This is a genomic window from Halolamina pelagica, assembly GCF_001307315.1.
GTDB lineage: Archaea > Halobacteriota > Halobacteria > Halobacteriales > Haloferacaceae > Halolamina > Halolamina pelagica_B.
In genome coordinates this window covers 1,725,318-1,743,825 of the sequence record NZ_LGUC01000001.1, presented here as the reverse complement: position 1 = coordinate 1,743,825, position 18,508 = coordinate 1,725,318, and the positions used below count along the sequence as shown (strand labels likewise).

Annotated in this window: 17 protein-coding genes and 2 pseudogenes; 12 read left to right on the top strand and 7 right to left on the bottom strand. The window is 67.4% G+C overall.

Going from position 1 to position 18,508, the window contains the following annotated elements; genetic code table 11:
* Positions 1-2: 2 nt before the first annotated feature.
* From SY89_RS09150 to SY89_RS09140, 3 genes are all read right to left on the bottom strand, one after another.
* A complete protein-coding gene (locus SY89_RS09150; RefSeq protein ID WP_054583990.1) occupies positions 3-824 on the bottom strand; it encodes an ABC transporter permease in 822 nt (273 codons plus the stop codon).
* Positions 825-848: 24 nt separating this feature from the next.
* Positions 849-1,568 (bottom strand): ABC transporter permease, encoded by a 720-nt coding sequence (locus SY89_RS09145; protein ID WP_054583989.1) that lies wholly within the window; start codon positions 1,566-1,568, stop codon positions 849-851.
* A gap of 109 nt (positions 1,569-1,677) precedes the next feature.
* Positions 1,678-2,589: an ABC transporter ATP-binding protein gene (locus SY89_RS09140; protein WP_054583988.1), complete on the bottom strand. Its 912-nt coding sequence runs from the start codon at positions 2,587-2,589 to the stop codon at positions 1,678-1,680.
* A gap of 206 nt (positions 2,590-2,795) precedes the next feature.
* Between SY89_RS09140 and SY89_RS09135 the strand changes: the two genes are divergently transcribed.
* From SY89_RS09135 to SY89_RS09115, 5 genes are all read left to right on the top strand, one after another.
* Entirely contained in the window at positions 2,796-3,185 is a 390-nt protein-coding gene (locus SY89_RS09135; protein WP_054583987.1) for an ArsR/SmtB family transcription factor, read from the top strand.
* Positions 3,182-4,234 (top strand): ACR3 family arsenite efflux transporter, encoded by a 1,053-nt coding sequence (gene arsB / locus SY89_RS09130; RefSeq protein ID WP_054583986.1) that lies wholly within the window; start codon positions 3,182-3,184, stop codon positions 4,232-4,234. Before SY89_RS09135 ends, arsB begins: the two co-directional genes overlap by 4 nt.
* 6 nt (positions 4,235-4,240) lie before the next feature.
* Positions 4,241-4,678 carry an arsenate reductase/protein-tyrosine-phosphatase family protein gene (locus tag SY89_RS09125; protein ID WP_054583985.1) on the top strand — a complete coding sequence of 146 codons (438 nt, stop codon included), beginning with the start codon at positions 4,241-4,243 and terminating at the stop codon, positions 4,676-4,678.
* Between the two features lie 118 nt (positions 4,679-4,796).
* Positions 4,797-5,357 (top strand): class I SAM-dependent methyltransferase, encoded by a 561-nt coding sequence (locus tag SY89_RS09120; RefSeq protein WP_054583984.1) that lies wholly within the window; start codon positions 4,797-4,799, stop codon positions 5,355-5,357.
* 200 nt (positions 5,358-5,557) lie between these two features.
* Positions 5,558-5,956 carry a helix-turn-helix domain-containing protein gene (locus tag SY89_RS09115; RefSeq protein ID WP_054583983.1) on the top strand — a complete coding sequence of 133 codons (399 nt, stop codon included), beginning with the start codon at positions 5,558-5,560 and terminating at the stop codon, positions 5,954-5,956.
* Here SY89_RS09115 and SY89_RS09110 read toward each other — a convergent pair.
* Genes SY89_RS09110 through SY89_RS09100 form a run of 3 tightly spaced genes read right to left on the bottom strand, consistent with a single transcriptional unit; the run spans position 5,953 to position 8,532 of the window.
* Entirely contained in the window at positions 5,953-6,771 is an 819-nt protein-coding gene (locus SY89_RS09110) for an ABC transporter permease subunit (RefSeq protein ID WP_054583982.1), read from the bottom strand. The two genes, SY89_RS09115 and SY89_RS09110, sit on opposite strands and share 4 nt — an antisense overlap.
* Positions 6,768-7,556 carry an ABC transporter permease subunit gene (locus tag SY89_RS09105; RefSeq protein ID WP_054583981.1) on the bottom strand — a complete coding sequence of 263 codons (789 nt, stop codon included), beginning with the start codon at positions 7,554-7,556 and terminating at the stop codon, positions 6,768-6,770. The genes SY89_RS09110 and SY89_RS09105 overlap by 4 nt, the downstream gene beginning before the upstream one ends.
* The gene (locus tag SY89_RS09100; RefSeq protein WP_054583980.1) at positions 7,549-8,532 is read right to left on the bottom strand and encodes an ABC transporter ATP-binding protein; all 984 of its coding nucleotides are present in this window, start codon (positions 8,530-8,532) and stop codon (positions 7,549-7,551) included. The genes SY89_RS09105 and SY89_RS09100 overlap by 8 nt, the downstream gene beginning before the upstream one ends.
* A gap of 287 nt (positions 8,533-8,819) precedes the next feature.
* Here SY89_RS09100 and SY89_RS09095 point away from each other — a divergent pair.
* The 6 genes and pseudogenes from SY89_RS09095 (at position 8,820) to SY89_RS09070 (ending at position 16,027) form a co-directional block, all read left to right on the top strand.
* Positions 8,820-10,252: pseudogene (locus SY89_RS09095) on the top strand (cytochrome ubiquinol oxidase subunit I).
* Positions 10,245-11,240 carry a cytochrome d ubiquinol oxidase subunit II gene (gene cydB / locus SY89_RS09090; protein WP_054583979.1) on the top strand — a complete coding sequence of 332 codons (996 nt, stop codon included), beginning with the start codon at positions 10,245-10,247 and terminating at the stop codon, positions 11,238-11,240. The pseudogene SY89_RS09095 and the gene cydB overlap by 8 nt, the downstream one beginning before the upstream one ends.
* Positions 11,233-11,469, top strand: coding sequence for a hypothetical protein (locus SY89_RS09085; RefSeq protein WP_054583978.1), 237 nt, complete (start codon positions 11,233-11,235; stop codon positions 11,467-11,469). The genes cydB and SY89_RS09085 overlap by 8 nt, the downstream gene beginning before the upstream one ends.
* Positions 11,470-11,588: 119 nt before the next feature.
* Positions 11,589-12,471 (top strand): annotated as a pseudogene (locus SY89_RS09080) (RIO1 family regulatory kinase/ATPase domain-containing protein).
* Between the two features lie 49 nt (positions 12,472-12,520).
* Entirely contained in the window at positions 12,521-14,047 is a 1,527-nt protein-coding gene (locus SY89_RS09075) for an aldehyde dehydrogenase family protein (protein WP_054583977.1), read from the top strand.
* Between the two features lie 168 nt (positions 14,048-14,215).
* The gene (locus SY89_RS09070) at positions 14,216-16,027 is read left to right on the top strand and encodes a hybrid sensor histidine kinase/response regulator (protein WP_054583976.1); all 1,812 of its coding nucleotides are present in this window, start codon (positions 14,216-14,218) and stop codon (positions 16,025-16,027) included.
* A 12-nt stretch (positions 16,028-16,039) separates the two neighbouring features.
* On the opposite strand, the gene SY89_RS19080 is transcribed toward SY89_RS09070, so the two are convergent.
* Complete coding sequence (locus tag SY89_RS19080) at positions 16,040-16,633, bottom strand: helix-turn-helix domain-containing protein (protein WP_080506656.1); 594 nt, start codon at positions 16,631-16,633, stop codon at positions 16,040-16,042.
* A 154-nt stretch (positions 16,634-16,787) separates the two neighbouring features.
* Here SY89_RS19080 and SY89_RS09060 point away from each other — a divergent pair, with 154 nt between their 5' ends.
* On the top strand, positions 16,788-18,482 hold the full coding sequence (locus tag SY89_RS09060; protein ID WP_054583975.1) for an NADH-quinone oxidoreductase subunit D: 1,695 nt from the start codon (positions 16,788-16,790) through the stop codon (positions 18,480-18,482).
* Positions 18,483-18,508: the final 26 nt, after the last annotated feature.

Sequence of the window (18,508 nt, the reverse complement as noted above, 5' to 3'; positions counted from 1 at the left end):
GCTCAGAGCTCGCTGCGCTTCAGGCGCACGTACCCCAGCACGACCGGAACGACGGTCCACGCCAGTAGCACCGTCACCGTGCCCGCCGTGGAGACGAACGGCTCTGTCCCCACGACTGCCTCGGGCGGCGCGGTACCGATGTCGAACTCGGTGCCGAGCAGGTACTGGAGGCTCGTGCCGGGTTCGACGAACCGCGCGAACTCCACCCACGTCGGCGACTCCATCGGTCGCCGGAACCGGAACAGTACCAGCATCATCACGTCCACGACGGTCCGCCAGAGCATCGCCAGCAGCGCGTACACCCCGAAGGTGGCGCTGATGACGCGTCGAACGCTGGCCAGCCCGGCCGACAGGCCGATTGCGATACCGAGAAACGCCAGCGTGTAGCCGAACGTCGACAGGAGCACGATGGCGTAGTCCCCCGCCGCGAAGTCGCCGTAGCCGACGAAGAGGTAGCCGCCTCCGAGCAGGCCCGCGACCGCGAGCGCGCCGGCCAGCGCTCCCGCACGGCCGAGGAACTTCCCGAGCACCAGATCGCGCCGGGAGTTCGGAAGCGAGAGCGCCAACGCCGCAGTTCCCGAGTCGCGGCCGGCGGCGACCGCGCGGTACCCGAGAACCAGACCGACCAGTGGGAACAGCGGCACGACGACGGTTACGAGCAGTTCGAGGTACACCGAGAACGGCACGTCCGACGATCCCGCGAGTCGCGGGACGGCGTACCCCAGCCCCGCGAACAACGCGAGCAGGCCAGCCGTCAGTGCCCAGACCCCGCGAGTCGCGAGCGCGCCCCGGAGATCGTTCCGGGCGATGGCGCGCCAACTCATCGGTTCGCCCCCGTCCGCTCGCTGTCACTGTTCCGGGTCATAGGTCGGTCGAGCGAAAGCGGAGGTAGCCGAGCGTCGCGGGACCGAGCGCCCAGACGACGAGCAGGGCTGCGGCGACCCACTCCCCGAGGAACCACGGGGCCTCCGGCCCGAGATACGGTCCCTGCTCCACGCCAGCGAAGAAGCCGTCCACGAGCCGGCGGTACAGCATCCCCGGCTCGGCGCCGTAGAGGAACAGCGCCCAGGTCGGCAGCCGCCCGTCGGCCAGCCCGAGATAGCCGAGCGCGGCGACGAACACCCGCGGAGCTGCGACCAGACTACCACGAACAGGAAGAACACCCCGAATGCGGCGCTGCTGGCGACCGCCGTCGAGGTCGTCGCCGTCGACACCGCCAGCCCGACGCCGACGAACGCCGCACCGTACAGCACCGTCCCGAGCGTGTACGCCGCGACGGTGCCGGCCTCGAAGCTCCCGAACGGGTAGTTCACCAGCGCGGCGCCGCCGAGGATACCGACCGCCACCGCGGTGCCGAGTGCGATCGCCCGGGCGAGGAACTTCCCGACCACCACGTCCAGCCGGTCGTACGGCAGGGAGAGCAGCAGCGTCATCTCGCCCGAGGCGCGTTCGCCGACGATGGTGCGGTGACCGAGCAACAGCCCCACCAGCGGCACCAGCAGCGCGACGACGCCGACCATGTACGAGGCGTAGTCGGCGCTCGAGGGCTCTGGAAACCCCGAGAGCACGATGGCGTACCCCCGGCGATGAAGGCGAACGCGACGGCGCCGAGGAGCCAGCGCGTGCGCCGTGATCCCCACACGTCCCGAAGCTCCTTCCGGGCAACGACGGTCCAACTCACTGCCCTCCCTCACGGGTGTACTCGACGAAGAGGTCCTCGAGCGACGGCTCCTCCGTCGAGAAGTCGAGTACGTCGACGCCCGCCGCGTCGAGCGCGACCAGCACGTCCATCTTCACGTCGCTCGGACAGGTGACCGCGAACGTCTCGTCCTCGATCCACGCCGAATCGACGCCGTCGACGGCCTCGATGGTGTCGAGGTGGGTCTCGCTCGGGTCGTCGACGCTGATCTGGAGCTTGGTCCCGCCCGCGGCGGACTCCCGGAGGGCGTCGATAGTGTCGACCGCCTGGAGGCGCCCCTCGTGCATGATTCCGACGCGATCACAGACCGCCTCGATCTGTTCGAGGATGTGGCTGGAGAAGAACACCGTCGCGCCGCGCTCGTTCTCCTCGTGGATGATCTCGCGCATCCGCCGGGCGCCTCCGGGATCCAGGCCCGAGGTCGGTTCGTCGAGGATCAGCAGGTCCGGGTCCCCGATCAGCGCCATCCCGAGCACCAGCCGCTGGGCCATCCCCTTCGAGTAGTCGCCGGCTCTCCGGTCCACGGCGTCACGGATGCCGACGCGTTCGGCGATCGACATCGGCTCGATCTCGACGCCTTTGGACTCCGCCGCGAACTGGAGATGTTGGCGCCCCGTCAGCCGGTCGTACACGTCGTACCCCTCCGGGAGCACCCCCATGCGTTCCCGGACGGCGACGCTGTGCTCGCGACAGTCCATCCCAAACACTTCGACCTGGCCCTCCGTCGGCCGCGCGAAGTCCAACAGCATGTTGATTACCGTCGACTTCCCGGCGCCGTTGTGGCCCAAGAAGCCGAATATCTCGCCTTCGTCCACCGTGAGGTCGACGCGGTCGACGGCGGTCACGTCGCCGTATCGCTTGGAGAGCTCGTGAGTTTGTATAGCGGGCATCCCGATACGTTTCCCTCCAGGGGCGAGGTGTTAAACGCTGTAGTTGTCGCTGCCTATCACCCCGACGACTATGACTGTTGGCCAACCAACCCCAACGACATTCCCATCCGCGATCGACGACTGTGACGCCGGGAGTCGGCCGATAGCTATCTGAACAGCTGTTCATACCGAAACACCTATCTGAATACTCTCTCAAACAGCGGTCGATGAGCGACACTGATCAGCGGCTCCGGCGGCGGATCGCCGACGAGGTCGGCGAGTGCTGTGACGCCGACGTAGAGGAGCGTCTCGCCGAACTCGACGGCCTCGCGGCGTCCGCCTCGACCGACGACGCGACCCGCGAGGCCTTCGCCGCACTGGGGAACGAGACGCGCAACCGCCTGACCCGCATCCTGTCGGCCGCCGACGGCGAACTCTGTGTCTGTGAGCTGGAGCCCGTCGTCGACGTGAGCGGGAGCGCGGTCAGCCACGCGCTGTCCGACCTCGTCGACGCCGGGCTCGCCACCCGCCGGAAGGAGGGGAACTGGCGTTACTACGACAGCACCGCGCTCGCCGACGACCTGCTCGCGGTCGCGGACGGGGAGGCGGAGTCGTGAGCGACTCGCTGGGGGTTCTCGACCGCTACTTGACTGTCTGGATCGGGCTGGCGATGGTGCTGGGCGTCGGGCTCGGGCGGTTCGCGCCCAGCTTTGTCGACGCGCTGAACGCCGTGACGTGGCACGGCACGAGTCTCCCCATCGCGGTGGGGCTGTTCGTGATGATCTTCCCGATCATGGCCGAGATCGACTACGGCCGGGTCCCGACGGTTACGCGGACCGCGCGCTCGGAGATCGCCCTCACGCTCGCGTTCAACTGGCTGATCGCGCCGTTCGTGATGTACGGGCTCGCGACGACGTTCCTCGGCGGGCGGCCGGGGTTCGTCACGGGGCTGATCCTGGTCGGGATCGCGCCCTGCATCGCGATGGTGCTGATCTGGAACGAACTCGCCGCGGGGAACCAGGAGCTCTGTGCGGTCTGTGTCGGCGTCAACAGCCTGCTCCAGATCGCGCTGTTCGTCCCCTACGCGTTCCTCTTTCTGACGGTGATGCGCGGCACGGCCGTCGACGTGTCGATGTCGCTGATCGCCCAGATGGTCGGCGTGTTCCTCGGGCTGCCGCTGCTGCTTGGCTACCTCACCCAGAAGGCGGCGTTCCGAACGATCGGCCGGCAGGCCTACTACGGCCGGGTGATCCCGCGGATCAGCCCGTTCGGGCTGTTGGGCCTGCTGTTCACCGTCGTCGTGATGTTCGCACTGAAAGGCGACTACATCGTCGCCAACCCGGGGCAGATCGTGCTGATCGCGGTCCCACTCCTCATCTTCTTTGCCGGGCTGTGGGCGCTGGCCTACGGCGTCAGCGCGGCGCTGGGCTTCTCCTACACCGAGAGCGTCAGTGTCGCGTTCACCGCCTCCTCGAACAACTTCGAACTCGCGATCGCGGTCGCCGTCGCCGTCTTCGGCGTCGGGAGCAACGTCGCGCTCGCGACCGTGGTCGGCCCGCTGATCGAGGTGCCGGTGATGCTCGCGCTCGTGCGGGTCGCACTGGCGACGAAAGACCGACTGTTCCCGGGAAGTAGTGGCGTTAGCTCCCCGATTACGGGGGACTGATCCACAATGACCGACGAGCCAGCCGACACGACCACGATCGCCTTCGTCTGCGTCCAGAACGCCGGGCGGTCCCAGATGGCGTACGCCTTCGCCCAACGGGAGCGGGAACGGCAGGGGCTCCGTGGGGAGATCGCCCTCGTGACTGGCGGGACCCGGCCCGCCGACCAGGTCCACCCCGCGGTCGTCGACGCCATGGACGACATCGGGATCGACATCACCGATCGGACGCCTCGCGAGGTCGGCGTCGACGATCTCCGGGAGAGCGAGTACGTGATCACGATGGGCTGTTCGGCCGCGGACGTCTGTCCTGCGGGCTGGGGCGGCGAGAGCCGTGACTGGGACCTCGACGATCCGGACGACCAACCGCCGGCGACGGTCGCACGGATTCGCGACGAGATCGAGCGCCGTGTCGGGGCGCTGTTCGACGAAGTCGCGGCCGACTGAGCCGGCGGGTTTCTCACCGGCGATCACTCCATGTCGTCGGCTCCGGAACGGCGATGGGTCCCCCTGTCGTTCCGCAGAGAACGGTATCCATTTCCCCGTTCGATCCGAGGTCAAACCGATGGGATTCCACACGTTCGATGCGGCGAACGCGGAGAAGCTCGACGACCCCGCCTCACGATATCGGTTCGTGTCGGCCGAAGAGCTCGTCTGGGCGGCCGGCGCCGACGAGGCCGACGTACTCGCCGATCTCGGCAGCGGGACGGGGTTCTACACCAACGACGTGGCGGCCCACGCCGAAACAGTGTACGGCGTCGACGTTCAGGCGGAGATGCACGAGTACTACCGCGAGAAGGGGACGCCCGAGAACGTCGAACTCGTCGCCGCCGAGGTGGCGGATCTGCCGTTCGCCGACGGCGAGCTGGACGGTGCGTTCTCGACGATGACGTTCCACGAGTTCGCGACGGAGAATGCGATCGGCGAGGTCGCTCGCGTCGTCGAAACCGGCGGGCGCGTCGCCGTCGCCGACTGGTCGGCCACGGGTGACGGTGAGGCAGGCCCACCGGCTTCGGAGCGGTTCAGCCTCGAGGAGGCCAAAGAGCAGTTCCGTGCCGGCGGCTTCGAGATCGAGTTCGGTGCGGACCGCTCGGAGACGTTCCTCCTCGTGGTTCGCGCACCGTAGAACGCTTCCGATCGTCGGATCGGGAGTCGAACGTGGAATCGCCGACTGCCCGCTGCAACCGCTCGCGAGCCGCCTCTGATTACGGAGTGTTCACCTGCCCCTGAGAGGATACTGCAGGCGACACGTCCCTTCCCATGTGCAGTATTGTGGTAACCACACAAAACACTTTTGAAGCAGCGCCACGATAGTTCAGATAGATAATGGCCGACTCCATGCGCGAAATGCTCCAGTCAGATATGCAGTGTGAAGGGCTGCTGGAGTGTTTCCACGACCTGAAACGGATCGACAAGGAGGTGTTCCGGCTCCTGAACGACCGATCTGCGGGGCTGACCGTCGACGAGATCGCCGACGGCGTCGACCGCGAGCGGTCCACTGCCTACCGATCGGTTCAGCGACTGCTCTCGGCTGGATTCATCCAGAAGGAGCAGGAGAACTACGAGCAGGGCGGGTACCACCACGTCTACCACCCGCGCGACGCCGAGAAGATCGCACAGGACATGCAGCGCACGCTGAACGACTGGTACGCGAAGATGGGGAACCTCATCGGCGAGTTCACCGAGAAGTACGGCGACGAGCAGACTGCCGTCGCCGAGAGCTAGAGGTCGCGCCGGGCGAACGCGCGACTGCTCAGTGCCACGAGAAGAACGGTCGCCGCGAGCAGCAGTATTGCGCCGACGAGGTCGTACTGCCCGTCGACGAGCACCGCTGACGTGTCCAGATACCGCGTCGGCGTGACGGCGCCGGCCCACGCGTAGTCGCTCACGTCCAGCAGCGACTCGGTGAGCCACGACGCGAACACGAGCGCCAGCGCGACTCGGCCGGCGGTCCGACTGCGCCCGACGACCACCCCGAGCAGGAGCCCGACCGCGCCCCAGCAGAGGAGATACGGCACCGAGAGCGCGTGCAGCGCCAGCAGGTCGGCGAACGAGAGCGGTTCGCCGACGGCGACGGTCGCGAGATACAGCACGGGGGCGGTGATGGCGTTGATGCCGACGATCGGCACCAACAGCGCGAGGAAGCTCCCCAGGAGGACGGCGCTCCGTGACACTGGGGCCGCGAGCAGGGTGTCCATCCGTCCGGTCTCCATATCGCCGGCGACGGCGCTGGCGGCGGTGTAGGCGACGTAGCCCGCGAGCCCGACCAGCCAGCCGAACGTGTAGTACTCCCCGGCGAGCAGCCCCGCAAGCGACGCGAGACTCTCGAACCCGAGCAGTTCGACCAGCACCGGCGGCATCGCGTCGAGTAGCACCTGAAGCTCCTCACCCCCGACGAGATCCGGGCCCACCCAGACGAACAGGATCCCGTACGCCGAGAGCACCGCCGCGGCGACTGCAGTGGTGCGGAGCCGCTTGCGCCCCTCGAACCGCGCGACGGCCAGTGTCGTCGAGCGACGCTGATCGGCGGGCCCAGTCACGACACATCCACCTCCCGGAACCACAGGGCGCTACCGGCGAGCAGTACGATCGCCGCCCCGAGCAGGATCCCGGCGCCCGCGAGGTCGTACTCGCTCGCCGTCAGGACGGCCGTCGGGTCGTAGTAACGCATCGGCGCCACGGCACCGACCCAGGAGAGCCCGGCGGCCTCGCTCACTGTCTGGAGGAGGAAGGCGCCGACGACTCCGCCCGCGGCGACGCCTTCGGCGACGACTCTGCCCGGCGCGCTGACCGAGGCGAGCATGCCGAAGGCGGCACAGCAACAGAAGTACGGCACCGAGAGCGCGTGGACGGCGAGGAGATCCACGGCGGCGATCGGGTCGCCGACGAACCGCGTGCCAGCGAACACGGTCGTGAACACGGCGACGTTCGCGAGCAGGATCGGTAGCAACAAGCCGAGATACGTCTCCGTCACCAGTCGTTCCCGCGATATCGGTGCCGCGAGCAGTGTGTCGATCCGTCCGGTCTCGATATCGCCGGCGAGCGTGCCGGCCGCGCTGTAGGCGATGTAGGCCCCGAGCCCGACGAGCCAGAGGAACTCGTACAGTTCGATCGCGAGAAAGCCCTCGATCGAGCCCATGAGTTCGAGGTCGAACGCCTCGACGAACGACGGCGGGAGCTGTTCGGCCAGGGCGGCCACGTCCACCTCGCCTAGCACGCTCGGAGCGAGGAGGGTCATCATCGCCGCGAACCCCGCCAACCCGCCCGCGAGCGCGAGGGAGCCGAGCAGCCGCTTCTCGGCCTCGTAGCGCACCGTCTCAAGCATCCTCGGCCTCCCCGTCGGCGGCGTCGCCGCCGGCCGCCGGCTCCGAAGCAGCCTCCTGGGCCGCCTCGTCGTAGAACCGCATGAACACGTCCTCAATCGGCGCCTCCTCGATGGAGAGGTCGCGAAGATCGTGCTCGAGTACGCGTCGGAGCAACGGCTCGTACGCCCCGGTGTAAGTGAACGAGACGGTGGTCACGTCGTCACCGCGGTCGGCCGGCTCGCGCCGGGCACCGCCGCCGACGGTCACGTCGTGAACGCCGGGGAGGTCGAACGCGTCGGCGTCGACGCTGTCGCCGAGCGTGAGTCGGACGTGTTTTCCGCTGCGATGGAGCAGCGAGTCGACCGAGGCGACCTCCACGAGCCGGCCGTCCCGGATGATTCCCACCCGGTCACAGACTTTCCGAACCTCGCTCAGGACGTGTGAGGAGAAGAAAAACGTCGTCCCCCGCTCGCGTTCGGTCCGGACGAACTCCAGGAACGTCTCCTGTTTCAACGGGTCGAGCCCGGAGGTCGGCTCGTCCATGATCAGCAGGTCGGGGTCGTGCATGAACGCCAGTACGATGGCGAGCATCTGGCGGTTCCCCCTCGAGTAGTCCCCAACGGGGCGATCGAGCGGGGGAGTGAACATATCGAGCAGTTCGTCGCTGCGCACGTCGCCCCGGAGCGCGCCGTGGTACGAGAGCAGGCGCCGCCCGGTCACCCGGTCGTCGAACGCCGGTTCGCTCGGGAGATACCCCACCCGTGCGCGGGCGTCCCGCAGCGCGGCGGCGTCGGCCACGTCGGCGTCCAGCACCGTCGCCGAGCCACTTGTCGGTGACTGGAACCCCAGCAGGGTTCGGATGGCCGTCGTCTTGCCGGCGCCGTTGGGGCCGAGGAAGCCGAACACCTCGCCCGCCTCGACCGAGAAGGAGAGATCCTCGACACCGCGAACGTCGCCGTAGTACTTGGTCAGATTGTCCGTCCGGATTACGACCATTTCGTATAAACGAATGGACAGGACCGCCATCAACCTACCGCCCGTTTGCACACCTGAAGCGGGTTAGGCCGGTGCGTAACTGGGTCATCGACGGGCCGTAGTCCTGACGTTTCGATGACCCCTCGGGTGGCGATTTTCGATGATCGTACCAGTCAAAGTTAACTGTTTCTCGCCCTATATGCGACATAGAGTAATGTCTCTCGAGCGAACTACCGTTAGACAGGTAGCCGTCCCGTTCCCATCACTGGGATCCGGCGTCGGTCAACCCGAACGTGGGGGCGCCGTCGATGGTTGATCCGGTCATCGCGAGTCGGCTCCAGTTCGCGGTCACCACCATCGTGCACATCGTGTTCCCGGTGATGAGCATGGGGCTGGCTCCGTTCCTGATCTACTTCACGTGGAAGGAGATCCGGACGGGTGAGGAGATCTACGAGCAGCTCCGGCGGTTCTGGGTGAAGATCTTCGCGGTGAGCTTCGTGGTCGGGACCGTGACGGGGCTCGTTCTCGAGTTCGAGTTCGGGACGAACTTCGCCGCGTTCTCGACGTTCGCCGGCGAGCTGTTCGGCGGGCCGCTGGCGACGGAGGGGATGATGGCGTTCATGCTCGAGGCAACGTTCCTGGGCATCTTCATCTACGGTCGGGATCGCGTCTCCGACGCCTTCTACTTCCTCTCCAGCGTTCTGGTCGGGCTCGGCACCTGGCTCTCGGCGGTCTGGATCCTGATCGCGAACTCCTGGATGCAGACCCCACGCGGGTACGAACTCGTCAGCGAGGGGGGCGAGCAGGTGGTCCACCTGACTGACCCCTGGCGGCGTACTTCAACCCACGGTTCCAGTACATGTTCCTCCACATGCAGAACTCGGCCGTGGAGTCGGTCGCGCTGTTCATGGCCGGGGTCGCCGCCTACTTCGTCTACAAACACTACGTCCGCGGCGACGAGGTCGAGAACGCCGCCTTCTGGGTGAAGACGCTGAAGATCGCCATCGTCGCGCTGGTGATCACGGCGCCGCTGCAGGTGATCCACGGCGACCTGTACGCGCGACACGTGTACGAGACCCAGCCACAGAAGTTCGCCGCGATGGAGGCGCTCTGGGAGACCGACACGTACGTTCCGGAGTACATCGTCGCGTTCCCGACTGACCTCTCTCACATCCTCGATCCGCGTGCGAAGGAGCTCCTCGGGATCGGGATCCCCGGCGGGGCGTCGTGGCTCGCAAGCGGCGGCGACCCGCAGGCGGAGATCCAGGGGCTGAACTCCTTCGAGACTGAGGCGCCGCCGGTTGCTCTGGTGTTCTGGGCGTTCCGCATCATGGTGGGGCTGGGGTTCTGGTTCATCCTCCTCGCTTTCTGGGCGAGCTACCGGTGGTACCGCGGGGAGCTCGTCGAGGACGACCTGCTGCATAAGGCGTTCATGGGCTCGTCGCTGCTGGGCATCGTCGCCGTCGAAACCGGCTGGATCGTCACGGAGGTGGGCCGCCAGCCGTGGGTGATCCAGGACGTGATGCTCACAGAGCACAGCGTCTCCCCGGGCCTGACGGGGGCGGAGGCGACGTTCACGCTCGCGGGCTTCGTCGGCGGCTACGTCCTGCTGCTCGCGCTGTACACCTACGTGATCCGCCGGATCATCCAGCACGGCCCGCCCGAAATCGAGGGCGGACCCGTCGAAACTGACGCCGGCACCGACACCCCGCCGGAGGCGGAGGTGAGCGTCGATGACTGATCTCGCGAGCTCGACGCTGTTCGGCCTGCCGCTGCCGGAGATCTGGTTCGGGCTCGTCTTCTTCATACTGGCGATGTTCCTGTTCCTCGACGGGTTCGACTTCGGGATCGGGATCCTGTTCGCGACTCGCGAGGACGACCACGAGAAGGAGACGCTGTTCGCCGCCATCGGGCCGTTTTGGGACGGCAACGAGGTGTGGCTGGTCGTGTTCGGCGGCGCGCTGTTCGCGGCGTTCCCCGAGGTGTACGCCAACCTGTTCAGCCGCTACTACCTGCTGATGTTCGCCATCCTCGCCGCGCTCGGCCTGCGCGGGCTCTCCCCGGAGATGTACGAGGAACGTGAGGACGAGCAGTGGCGGCGCTACTGGGGCTGGGCGTTCGTCGTCGGGAGCGCCCTGACGCCGTTCCTGCTAGGGATGTTCGCGATCAACTGGCTCACCGGCGTCCCCGGCATCGTCTCGGTTCCGGGGGTGCTCGGTGGCCTCGCCGTCGTCGCGCTCACGGTCGCGGACGGTGCCGCCTTCCTCGGGCTCAAAACGCGCGGCTCGCTGCGTGACGACGCCAGCGCGTACGGCATCCGTGCGGTGGTGGCGTATCTCGGCCTCGTCGCGCTGACGCTCGTGGCCATCTACGTCACGACGCCGGCGCTTCAGTCGGCGCTCCTCTCGCTGCCGGTGATCGCGCTGGTCCTGCTCTCGGCCGTACTGGTCGCGGGCTACGTCGTCGCCACGCGCCGCGGCGAGTATCTCGCCGCGTTCGCGTCGGCCGCCGGCCTCGTGTTCGGACTCGTCACGGTGATTGCGGTCACGATGTTCCCGGTCGTCGACCGCGCCACGGGGCTGACCGTCACGGAGGGGATCGTCTCGACGCTCCCCCTGAACATCATGACGATCATGATGGCGCTGCTGCTCCCGATCGTGCTCTCGTACTTCGGCGTGCTGTACTCGGTGTTCAGCGGCCCGATCGAGAGCGGGGAGACGTATGGTTGAGGCGAGTGCGTCCTCGGGGCGTGCGTCGCCGAACCTCGGCTCGCGCGTCGTCGTGACGTGGGCGGAGCTCACCGTTCTCGGCCTCGCCGGCGGGGTGCTGGGGACGAGTCTCGGTGGGCCGCCCGCGTTAGTGGTGTATTTCGCGACGACGCTCCTCTCGGTCGCGATCCTGCTGTACAACGTCCACGTGCTCGTCCAGCGATCGATCGACGCCCGGCTCGACGAGTAGTCGACGCTGGCCGGGACGTTCACACCGTTCGAACGTTCTGCGCTGTGCCGACTGTGAGAAATCCCGAGCCGGTACTCCGGCCTAGTCGTTTAAGCCCGCGCTCGCCCAACACCGACGTGATGGAACTACGGAAACTCGTCCGGGGCCAGCCGGAGTGGTCCCGGATCGAGTCGGTCGTACGCGAACTCGCGGCGCGCTACGACCGTGAGAGCGTCCACGTCCGGTTTCTGGACGCCGACAACTGGCTCTCGACGCCGTTGGTGCTCGACGACGAGTACTTCGTGAAGCTGGTGACCGAACAGAACTCGCTTGTCCACGCGCTGTTCACCGCGACGCGGAACCTCGGCGCGTTCTCCTCGGGGACGGAGGGGTTTTTCGGCCACTACGGCACCCCCTACCAGATGGCTCAGCACGAACTGGAGGCCACCGAGCGGCTCCGGGAAGTGGGCGTGAACGCCCCGAACCGGTCGAGGCGCTGGAGATCGAGGGGATGGGCGTGCTAGTGATGGAGTACCTGCCCGAGTTCGACACGCTGGACGAACTCGACGAGCCGGCCGAACGACGCCTCGCCCCGAGGTGTTCGGCGCGCTCCACCGGATGCACGAGCACGGCCTCGCCCACGGCGACCTCCGGGCGGAGAACGTGCTGGTGGTCGACAGCGAGGAGCGACGGTCCTCGGGCAACCGGGAGCCCCGAGCTCCCGGTGACGGCGAGATCTACGTCATCGACGCCACGAACGTCCGCGAGGACGAGGGTGGCGGCGCGACGATGGCGGCGGCGCGGTCGTACGACCTCGCGTGTGCGCTCGCGGCGCTGGAACCGCTGATCGGCGCGAAAGACGCCGTCGACGCCGCGCTGGCTCACTACGACGCCAAAGCACTGCTCGAGGCCCGGGAGTTCCTCGATTTCGTGAGCGTCCGTCCGGACCACACGTTCGCGCTCACGGCGCTGAAAGGGGAGATCGAGACCCGTGCGGACGAGGCCGAGCGGGAGGGTCAGTGAGCGGCGACCGGCAGGCTTTATCACGACTACGCTCCCACTGTTCGGACACATGAGTAGCGAACCCTACCAGCACTACATCAACGGTGAGTGGGTCGAAGGCACCGGCAGCGAGACGTTCACGAGCCAGAACCCCGCCAACGGCGAGACGCTCGGCGAGTTCGAGCGCGGCACCGAGGACGACGTCGACGCCGCCCTCGCGGCGGCCGAGGACTCCTTCGAGGAGTGGAAGGAGCTCTCCCACATCGACCGCGCGGAGTACCTCTGGGACATCTACCACGAGCTCAAGGACCGCCACGAGGAGCTGGGCGAGATCGTCTCCATGGAGTGCGGGAAGGAGATCTCCGAAGGGAAAGCCGACGTGACCGAGGCCTGGCACATGGTCGAGTGGGCCGCGGGCGACGCTCGCCACCCCAAGGGCGACGTGGTCCCCTCCGAGATTCCGTCGAAGGACGCCTACATGCGGCGCAAGCCGCGAGGCGTCGTCGGCTGTATCACCCCGTGGAACTTCCCGGTCGCCATCCCGTTCTGGCACATGGCCGTCTCGCTGGTCGAGGGCAACACCGTCGTCTGGAAGCCCGCCGAGCAGACGCCGTGGTGTGGCCAGATCATCGCCGAGATGTTCGAGGACGCTGGCATCCCCGACGGCGTGTTCAACATGGTCCAGGGGTTCGGCGACGCCGGCGCGGCCATCACCGACGACAGCCGCGTCGACACCGTGCTGTTCACCGGCAGCGCCGCGGTCGGTCACGAGATCGCCTCCAAGGTCGGCGGCGAGCCCGGCAAGCTCGCGGCGTGTGAGATGGGCGGCAAGAACGGCATCGTGATCACCGAGGAGGCGGACCTCGACGTTGCCGTCCACTCGGCGGTCATGTCGAGCTTCAAGACGACCGGCCAGCGCTGTGTCTCCTCCGAGCGCCTGATCGTCCACGAGGACGTGTACGACGAGTTCAAGGAGCGCTTCGTCGAGAACGCAAAGAGCGTCGCCGTTGGCGACCCGCTGGACGAGAACACGTTCATGGGGCCGCTGATCGAGGAGGAGCACGTCGAGAAAGTCTCCCGGTACAACCAGCTCGCGAAAGACGAGAACGTGAACGTGCTCGTCGACCGCGAGGAGCTCGACGACGACGAGATCCCCGAGGGCCACGAGGACGGCCACTGGGTCGGGCCGTTCGTCTACGAGGCCGACGCCGAGGCCGATCTGCGCTGCACCCACGAGGAAGTGTTCGGGCCCCACGTCGCCCTGCTGGAGTACAGCGGCGACATCGAGGACGCCGTCGAGATCCACAACGACACCGAGTACGGGCTCGCGGGCGCCATCATCTCGGAGGACTACCGCCAGATCAACTACTACCGCGACAACGCGGAGGTCGGGCTGGCCTACGGCAACCTCCCCTGCATCGGCGCCGAGGTGCAGCTCCCCTTCGGCGGCGTGAAGAAGTCCGGCAACGGCTACCCGAGCGCCCGGGAGGTCATCGAGGCCGTCACCGAGCGCACCGCCTGGACCCTGAACAACTCGAAGGAGATCGAGATGGCACAGGGGCTGAGCGCGGACATCAAGACCGGAAACGACGAATAGCGCCTGCGACCGATTCGGGAGCGACCACGCTATTCTCGGTTTCGCTCGCGACGGCTGACTCGGCCGGGGGCGCGCGTCGTGTGGTCCGCCGAATACCCACGAACCACCGACAGATCGGCCCATCCACGCCTTTTTCCCGACAGAGGCACTCCACGACGGCGTACAGCGATGCAGGACTTCCCCGCCCCGATCCGCGTCCTCCTCGTCGACGACGATCCCGACCTCGCAACGATAACGGCGACGTATCTCCAGCGCGAGGACGATCAGTTCACCGTCGAGACGGCGATCGGCGCCGAAGCCGCGCTCGAACGCCTCGACGACGGGATCGACTGCGTCGTCTCCGACTACGAGATGCCCGAGAAAAACGGGATCGACTGCGTCGTCTCCGACTACGAGATGCCCGAGAAAAACGGGATCGAACTGCTCGAAGCGGTCCGCGAGACGTACCCCGATCTGCCGTTCATCCTCTACACGGGCAGGGGGAGCGAGGAGATCGCCAGCGACGCCATCTCCGCCGGCGTCACCGACTACCTCCAGAAGGAACGCGGCAGCGGCCAGTACGCGGTGCTGGCGAACCGTATAGAGAACGCCGTCGAGGCGTACCGGTCCGAGACGCTGTTGACCCGTCGAACACGCCGGCTCGAACGGCTGATCAGCAACCTCCCCGGGATGGTGTACCGCTGCCGGAACGAGCCCGAGTGGCCGATGGAGGCCGTCGAGGGCGAGGTCGCCGCCATGACGGGCTACGACGCCGAATCGCTGGAGCACGGCGACGTGCAGTGGGGTTCGGACGTGATCCACCCCGGCGACCGCGAGGAGACCTGGGCCCGCGTTCAGGACTCCCTCGACGAGCGCGGCCGGTTCGAACTCAGCTACCGGATCCGTACGCGCGACGGCGAGACGCGGTGGATGTGGGAGCGCGGCCGCGGCGTCTACGACGACGACGGCGACCTGACCCGCATCGAGGGGTTCATCACCGACGTGACCGAGCGTGAGCGTCGGGAGAGCCGGCTCCAGGAGAGCAGCGCACGGCTCGAGGCGCTGTTCGAGCAGTCGCCGGACATGATCAACCTCCACGACGCCGACGGCACGATCGCCGAACCCAACGCACGGCTCTGTGAGAAAACCGGCTACGACCGCGAGGAGCTGATCGGGATGAAGGTCTGGGAGATCGACTGCTCGATCGACTCGGCGTCGGCGGCAGAGGTCTGGGACCAGATGGAGCCTGGCGACAGCCGCCGCCTCGAGAGCGAGTACGAGCGCGCCGACGGCTCGACGTTCCCCGTCGAGGTCAACATCCGGCGCATCGACACCGCCGACGAGGCGCTGTTTGCTGTCATCAGCCGCGACGTAAGCGAGCGCAAGGAGCGTGAACGCCGCTTGGAGCGGTTCGCGTCGATCGTCTCCCACGACCTGCGAAACCCGTTGAACGTCGCCCAGGGTCGCGTCGACCTGGCCGCCGAGGAGTGCGACAGCGAGCACCTCGACCACGTCGCCGACGCACACGAGCGCATGAACGCGCTGATCGACAGCCTCCTCAGCCTGGCCCAGGAGGGTGACCTCGCGACCGACCTCGAAAGGATCGATCTCGCGGACGCAGTCGAGCGCGCGTGGTCGAGCGTCCCGACCGACGACGCCCACCTCCAACTGGCGGTCACGGGCAGCGTCTCGGCCGACCGCAGTCGCCTCGCCCAGCTGTTCGAGAACCTCTTTCGCAACTCGGTCGAGCACGGCGGCTCCGACGTCACCATCACGGTCGGCGATCTCGACGACGGCTTCTACGTCGCCGATGACGGCCCCGGGATTCCGGGGAATCACCGCGACTCGGTGTTCGAGACGGGCTACACCACCAGCGACGGGACGGGGTTCGGCCTCGCCATCGTCGAACAGGTGGCCGAGGCCCACGACTGGGCCGTCGAGTTAACCGAGAGCGACGACGGCGGCGTCCGTTTCGAGTTCTCGGGCGTCGACGAGGGCTGAGGGCACCGGGGATCAGTCGTCGATGTCCAGCACCGTCGCCATCACGCGGCTCTCGGCCTTCCGCAGGTGTTCGGCGGCCGTCGACGCCGCCACGTCGAGCGTCCGCGCCACGTCATCGATCGATCCGCGCCGCGGACTGTCGTAGTAGCCGGCGTCGACCGCGGCGGCGACCGCCTCACGCTGGCGGCCCGTCAGCCCCGAGTCGAACAGCTCCCGCCGGCGGTCGTACTCCCCGACCCGGATCACGTCCATCCCCATCTCGTCGGGTAACTCCTCCAACGCCGGCCGGATCGCCCCCGACGTGCCGATCAGCGTGAACGTCGCCGTCCGGTCGGCCGCGAACTCGATCGGCGGGACGGTCATGATACCAGTGCGGGAGAGCGCATCGAGGATCTCCTCGTCGCCGTCGGGCGTCTCCTCCTCGACGAACGCGTAGAACGTCCCGTCCGCCGTCGACGTGAACTCCCACTCGCGCACCCCCGGTGCCGCCTCGAGCATCCCGGCGAACGCGTCGGGCTCGCCGTCGACGCGGTACAGCAGCGTGTTCCGCCCGCCCCGAGCGATCCTCGTAGAGCAGCACGTCCCGCTCCACGCGGGAGGACTCACAGATCGCCTCGTGGACGGGGTTGATCGTCTCGGCCGAGAACCTGACACGCAGGCGAACGTACTTCATCGACGACGCGGTTGGGCGGATCCGGGTTAAAAATGACCGATCAAGTGAGGCAGAAGCTGTCAGTAGAACGAGCACGAACCTGGGCGCGTGTCTCAGCAAGTCCCGGCTACCGAGACGGTTGCCGACGACGCCGACTCGCTCGCCGCCGACGCCCGACGGACCATCGCCGATGCCGGCTTGCGGGGCGCCGTCGTGGGCTCGCGAGAGATCGGCGACATCCCGACGCTGGAGATCCGCGCCGACGCGGTGTCGGCGGTGCTCGACGCGCTCCGGACGGGGCTCGCACTCGATCACTGCTCGTCTGTGGTCGGCCAGGAGTACGACACCCACGCCGAGAGCGTCTACCTCCTCCGGTCGTACGACGACCCCACTCGGGCGCTCGGCGTCGCCGTCCCGGTGCCACTCGAGCAGAAGCGGAGCCAGTCCGGCGCCGACGCGTATCGGACCGCAGCGTGGCACGAGCGGGAGGCGTACGACCTGATGGGTATCGAGTACGACGAGCACCCGGATCTCCGGCGGATCCTCCTGCCCGAGACCTGGCAGGGCCACCCGCTGAGTCGGGCGTACGATCAGGATCGCCCCCAGATCGTCCCGTTCCGAGAGAACGAGCAGTCCCCGACGGACCGACCAGCGAGCGCTGGCGATGCGGGCGGCACCGACACGATGTTTCTCAACATCGGGCCGCACCACCCCGCGACCCACGGCGTGATGCATCTGGAGGCGACGCTCGACGGCGAGCAGGTCGTCGACGTGGAGCCCGACATCGGCTACATCCACCGCTGTGAAGAGCAGATGTGCGAGTCCGGCACCTACCGCCACCAGATCATGCCCTACCCCGATCGGTGGGACTGGAGCGGCGCCGGCCTCTGCAACGAGTGGTCCTACGCCCGCGCGGCGGAGTCACTGGCGGATATCGAGGTCCCCGAGTACGCACAGGTCCTCCGGACGTTCACCGCCGAGCTGAGCCGGATGCTCGGCCACTTCCTCGCCGTCGGCGCCTACGCGCTCGACGTGATCGGCGATTTCACGGCGACGTTCATGTACGCGATCCAGGCCCGCGAGCGCGTCCAGGATATCCTCGAGGATATCACGGGGCAGCGACTGATGTTCAACTACTTCCGGTTGGGTGGGGTCGTCTGGGACTTACCCGAACCTCGCGAGGAGTTCCTCGAATCGGTCCGGACGTTCCTCGCCGAGGTGCCCGAGCGCGTCCAGGAGTTCCACGACCTCCTGACGGCGAACGAGATCCTCCAGATGCGGACCGTCGATACCGGCCACCTCGACCCCGAGACGGCCAAACAGTACGGCTGTACCGGCCCGGTCGCCCGTGGCTCCGGCATCGACTACGACATCCGGCGGGACGATCCCTACGGCTACTACGACGAGCTCGACTGGGAAGTCCCCGTCGAGGACGGCTGTGACAACTACGCGCGGCTGCTCGTCCGCTTGCGGGAACTAGAGGAGTCGGCGAAGATCGTCGATCAGTGCACCGATCTGCTCGAATCGTGGCCCGACGCCGACCGGACGATCCAGGCCAGCGTCCCGCGGACCATCAAGCCGCCCGAGGGCGCCGAAGTGTACGAGACGGTCGAGGCCGCGAAAGGCGAACTGGGCATCTACATCCGCAGCGACGGCACCCAGCAACCCGGCCGGTTCAATATCCGCGGGCCGTCGTTCTCGAACCTCCAGGCGCTGCCGGAGATGGCCAACGGCGGCATGGTCCCGGACCTGATCGCGACGCTGGGCAGTCTGGACACGATCATGGGCGAAGTCGACCGGTAGCTGTCGAACGACGTTCGAGCCGTCGG